The 4,242-nt window shown below is 50.7% G+C and carries 5 protein-coding genes; all 5 read left to right on the top strand.

Annotated elements, in window-relative coordinates; all coding sequences use genetic code 11:
* Positions 1 to 1,300, top strand: a 1,300-nt coding sequence (locus KKF06_01285; protein MBU1616399.1) for a hypothetical protein, incomplete at its 5' end; no start/stop codon positions are given.
* Between the two features lie 56 nt (positions 1,301 to 1,356).
* Positions 1,357 to 3,249, top strand: a complete 1,893-nt coding sequence (locus tag KKF06_01280; protein MBU1616398.1) for an S-layer homology domain-containing protein — start codon at positions 1,357 to 1,359, stop codon at positions 3,247 to 3,249.
* A gap of 2 nt (positions 3,250 to 3,251) precedes the next feature.
* On the top strand, positions 3,252 to 3,452 hold the full coding sequence (locus KKF06_01275; GenBank protein MBU1616397.1) for a hypothetical protein: 201 nt from the start codon (positions 3,252 to 3,254) through the stop codon (positions 3,450 to 3,452).
* Positions 3,453 to 3,577: 125 nt separating this feature from the next.
* Positions 3,578 to 3,841, top strand: coding sequence for a hypothetical protein (locus tag KKF06_01270; protein ID MBU1616396.1), 264 nt, complete (start codon positions 3,578 to 3,580; stop codon positions 3,839 to 3,841).
* On the top strand, positions 3,838 to 4,161 hold the full coding sequence (locus tag KKF06_01265; GenBank protein MBU1616395.1) for a hypothetical protein: 324 nt from the start codon (positions 3,838 to 3,840) through the stop codon (positions 4,159 to 4,161). Before KKF06_01270 ends, KKF06_01265 begins: the two co-directional genes overlap by 4 nt.
* The last annotated feature ends 81 nt before the right edge of the window (positions 4,162 to 4,242 follow it).

The raw sequence follows: 4,242 nt of genomic DNA, 5'->3' as shown, positions 1-4,242 counted from the left end.
TATTACCAAGGATTTTGGCTGGACCGCCGGGGACAGCGGAACAACTGCTTTTACGACCGATGGCGGCATCAACTGGGGGACTTACGATTATACTCCGGCAACCAACATCAATGATATTTTTGTCAGGCTGGTCTATCCGGGTGAGCTGGCCGGGGTTTACGCGTATATGTGCGGCGACGCCGGACGGATCTACCGACTCCGCTCACCGACGGTAACAGCCCTTACTCCCAGCACCCGGTATCGCGGCTGGATCGGGACGATCGAGGTCAGCGGGACCGATTTTATGCCGTCGTATCCCGGCGGCAGTCCGCTTTCATCGGCTTTTATGAAGAGCGGTGAATCTTCCTTTGATTACGATGTTGACGTCATGTCTACGACATATGAAAGCGCAAGTAAAATAGTGATAAATGTCTTTATCGATCCAACCGTGGAGGCGGGGACCAGGGACCTGCTGGTCACCAATCCCGATTCGACCGCGACCAGAGAGATCAACGCTTTAACCATTATTAATGGGTCCGGAGAGGTGACGATCAGCCGGGTTTCGATCAACGGCAACATTTATCCGGAGGCGTTATCCTCCGAATTGCCCGCGACGACTGTCAGTCCCAATCCGAGGATCAGTTTTGACATCGCGACCATTGCGCCCAATGTTTTGAGCTTAGACAGGATCAAGGCGAAGGTTGTTGCCAGATATAATGATGGGGTAAATGTTGTCACGATCATTGAGGATGTGCCAGACGCCAATATTGCCCTGGACACGACCTTGCCGGTGACCAAAGCATATGTCAGGGACTTTATCTTTAACGCCAATTTGCCAAATACTGACGGCCGGCCGGTCACCCTCTTCTTTTATGCCGAAGACGATGCCGGGCATGTCGGGATCATTCGCTACGACCTTTACACCGAAGGCGGGGGGGGCGGGACTGCGGTTGAAGAGACCAGAGCGATTACTACTCCGGTGGAAATAGACCGCCCCGATGGGAATTTTTGGGCCACGGTTTGGACCAGAAATGGGAATTTGCCCGACCAGATTGAATGGATCATTGTCAGCGGAATCAAGACCGGCCAGGTGATCTACCGGAAGCTGTACAGCAAAACAGGGGCCTTTGGCACCAAAAAAATGGATGTCAGCACCCGGGCGGATAGGGCCAACTTAAAAGCCGAGGTTCGTGATCTGCGGCCGGACAGGTCGGCTCAAATTGGGATGTCGGTCTTTATTGATCCGGCGACCGGGAGGAAGATCTCAAAGGCGCCGATTCTCTTGATTCCTGGCTCAATGTTGCAGCACCATATACCGTAAAGAAGGCAAGGCTAAAGGGACAGGCAAGGGTTAAGGTATAGGGCATAAGAAATATAATGAAAAGAGTTTTAACTCTACTATTAATAATGGTGATGGCGGGGGTGGCCCTGGCGGAATATGTCGCCCAGGACCCGACCCGCTATATTCCCAACGCCAGGGTCCTTGGCCTGGGCAAGGCTTATATCGGTCTATCTGACGATGCCGGCGCCATGTATTCCAATCCGGCCGGTATGGCTGGAGTAGAGGGGTGGCAGCTCTCGTCAATGTCCGGCAAGTTTTTGGATGAGTATACATATCTTTCCGCCTCTGGTTTATACGCGACTGATTATGGAGTGATAGGCTTCGGTTTTGCCGGGACCTCGATCGGCGGCGCTTATGCCACCACCATTGAAGCCGCTTCCGATCCGGACGACCCGATCTACGTGGTTGATTCTTCCCAGCCGGTCATGGGGAACTACAACAATGCCATAGTCATTTCCTACGCCAACGAATTGAAAAAAATGGGGTATCTTAGGCTGGACAAACTCCCCTTTGCCGATAAGATCTCGATCGGCGCCAGTGTCAAGCTTTTCAAGGCGGCCCTTTACGGCGACAGTATTGTCGGCGGGGATGCCAGCGGCTACGAGCTTGACCTTGGGCTGACCGCCAAACCGCAAAAATGGCTGAAGTTAGGGGCAACCGCGACCAATGTCCTCCCCGGGGCGATGGGGGGGAAATTAGTCTACGCTTCCGGACATACCGAATATTACCCGGTGGTCTTTCTTCTGGGGACCAGTGTTAATTTGTTAGGCAAGGAAGAAAGCCTCTACCGGATCGGCGACCACCAGTTAAAATTACTCGCCGATTACGAAATGCACCCGACAATGAAGAGTTATCCCGGGTTAATGCACCTTGGGGCCGAATGGAAACCGATCGAATATATCGGGATCCGGGCCGGGATCGACCAGGATTCGGCCGGCGACGGCAACGGAGAATTGGTTACCGTTTCAGATATTGCCTACGGGGTCGGCCTTTATTACGGCGGTTTTCGCTTTGATTATGCTTACCACACCTTTGCGGGTGCCCCTAACATTGACAACAGTTTCTTCTCCCTTTCCTATGCGTTCCAGCCTCCCAAGATCGAGATCCCGAAAGAGGCGTTCAAGCTCTATTCGCCAAAAGACAAGCTGATCACTTTCGCGGCGCAGGTCCCGGTCTCGGGTGAAGTGGTTGACTACCGGGTCAAGAGCTTAAGGGCGAACGGAGTGCCGGTCAAATTAAACCTGAAAGGGATGTTCGCGACCACTTACGACCTCTATATTGGCAAGAACGCGATCTCGCTTGAATCATATGCCGACAAGACCTTTATTTTCGGGAAGCGGCCGCGGATATTAAGGCTCATTACTTTCCCGGATGTTCCTATCGGTTACTGGGTTGACCAGCCGACCTCTCTCCTGGCGATGGCCGGAGTGATCACCGGTTATCCCGACGGGACATTCAAGCCGGAAGGGAATATTACCAGGGCCGAAATGTGCTCGCTCATTATCAAGTCAATGATCGGCGTCCCCTCGGGCGATGCCAGAGCGGCCTTCAAAGATGTTTCGGCCAAGCACTGGGCCGCGCCATACATCGCGGAAGCGGCCAAGAAAGGGATTGTGCTGGGTTACCCGGGAAATGTCTTCAAGCCAAACGGGAAAATCACCCGGGCTGAAGGACTTTTAATGATCGCCCGCTTTGCCGGAATCGCCGAAGAAGTTTATCTTAATCAATTCCCGGATATCAGGGTCAACCACTGGGCGGCGCAGAGGATCTCTGGAGCCTACAACGCCGGGATCCTGGAATACCTGAAAGGGCGCGGCTTTGAACCGAACAAACAGCTGACCCGCGCCGAGACGGTGGAGATGCTGCAACGGACTAAAGTTGTGCAGGACTTGCTCAAGCGCGACCTGCTCAATTGGGATAGTTATTAAAAATGATAAATAACGCTCGTAAAAAAGTTATTTCTGAAATATTTCGTGATGTAACGAAGTTGACGGTTATTGCCTTAGTGGTAGGACAATTTGTTCCCGGCAACCCATTTAATTTAGCGATTTTTATTTTTGGGCTATTGGTGTCAGCATTAATGGGCTTTGTCGCGGCATTATTTGCCGTTAGCGACAAGGAGGAGGCTTAAGAATGGAATCTCAAATGGTAGTTTACCTGGCGCTGGCGGTATTATCGTTATTTATGATAATTATTTATTTTCTCTGGGGGGGGCCGCCCAAAGGGGTTTTGTAGCTCAATTGGGAGAAGGGGAAAATGGCGGTAAAAGAGAAGACTCTAAATTTAAACTTTAGTTACGTGCGGAAGAGGATAAAGAAAGAAAAGATCCTACCGGCAATCTGTTCTGGTTATGTGCCGGTCTCTTATTCAAATAGTTGCGCCAAGGCAAAGGTCTGCAAGAATGCCACCTACGGCGGTGACGACGGGAAAGAAAGCGGCGTTTGTTATGGCGGGACGACAGAGGAAGAGCGAGTGGATAGAGAAAGGTATATAATCAGAAAGTTAGGAGAAAAGAAATGAGCGAAGCTAAATTAGATTTAATACTAAATGAAATTGGTTCGATGAAGGAAGATATTGGCTCCTTGAAAGCTGGACAGGAAAAACTGGAAAAAGGGCAGAAAGAGCATTATGGGCTGATTCAAAAGAATGGAGTGGCAATTGAAGCTCTTCATTCCGATGTCAAGGCGGTCGCCGAAGGGCATTCGGTTTTGTTTAATAAAATAGATGAAGTGAAAGAGTTGGTCAGGGGAGTTGACGACAAAGTTGAAGAAAAGAGGAAAGTAGTAAAAGATATTGATCGGGATTTGAAAGCGCATGTCAAACTACCGGTGCACGCGTGACCAGCTTAATGGGAGTTTATTGATGTTTAACCGATGTTGCCGAGCCTGATAAGGGGGCTTTCTAACATGGATCCTTTAATA

This window comes from Candidatus Margulisiibacteriota bacterium, from assembly GCA_018822365.1.
Lineage (GTDB): Bacteria > Margulisbacteria > WOR-1 > O2-12-FULL-45-9 > XYB2-FULL-48-7 > XYB2-FULL-45-9.
The sequence above is the reverse complement of the archived record's forward strand: the minus strand, read 5'-3'. Positions and strand labels throughout refer to the sequence as shown.

Excerpts from the sequence above, each read along its gene's own strand:
- KKF06_01280 (MBU1616398.1), top strand. The coding sequence starts at position 1,357 with ATGAAAAGAGTTTTAACTCTACTATTAATAATGGTGATGGCGGGGGTG.
- KKF06_01275 (MBU1616397.1), top strand. The coding sequence starts at position 3,252 with ATGATAAATAACGCTCGTAAAAAAGTTATTTCTGAAATATTTCGTGAT.
- KKF06_01270 (MBU1616396.1), top strand. The coding sequence starts at position 3,578 with ATGGCGGTAAAAGAGAAGACTCTAAATTTAAACTTTAGTTACGTGCGG.
- KKF06_01265 (MBU1616395.1), top strand. The coding sequence starts at position 3,838 with ATGAGCGAAGCTAAATTAGATTTAATACTAAATGAAATTGGTTCGATG.